1 protein-coding gene is annotated in these 551 nt (G+C 50.5%); it reads left to right on the forward strand.

Annotated elements, in window-relative coordinates; genetic code table 11:
• A partial coding sequence (locus tag R7Z49_RS26960; protein WP_318112734.1) for a general secretion pathway protein GspB occupies positions 1-551 on the forward strand: 551 nt, incomplete at both ends.

The following is a 551-nucleotide window of genomic DNA, read 5'->3' on the forward strand; positions in this document are numbered from 1 at the left end:
GGTTACGCCAGAGGTAGTGGTGGCGGAAGTCGTACAACCATTTGAAGTTTTAGATTATCCAGAATCAACGGATCTTGCTCAACTGCCACGAGAATGGCCGAGTGCCGAGTTATCTCGCGACATTGGGACATTCTTGCAACCCTCCGAGTATGCCAACGAGAGTGAGGCTCCAGATCCGACAACGGCTACTCCCGTCACGAGCACAGCATCTACGCATCGTCGTGACGACTTAGGTTTGTCATTGGATGATCTAGACTTGTCTTCCTTGTCTCCAGATCTCGCCAAAAAAGTGGAAAATGCGCTGTCTCAAAACGATGCACCGACTTCTGCACCGTCACAGGTGAATGACTTGGAGCGCAATGCGCAGCGGTGGCAAGGACGTCTTCCGGCCCTTAATTTGCAAACGCACATGTATGCCAGTGATGCCAATCGTCGTTGGGTGAAAATCAATAACGTGGAGTATCACCAAGGAGATGTAGTGGATGGGCAAGACACGCTGAAAGAGATTCAGACGCAGGCTGTCATTGTCGAATTCAAAGGTGAGCAAATCC

Source organism: Vibrio sp. 1562 (assembly GCF_033340155.1).
Lineage (GTDB): Bacteria > Pseudomonadota > Gammaproteobacteria > Enterobacterales > Vibrionaceae > Vibrio > Vibrio alginolyticus.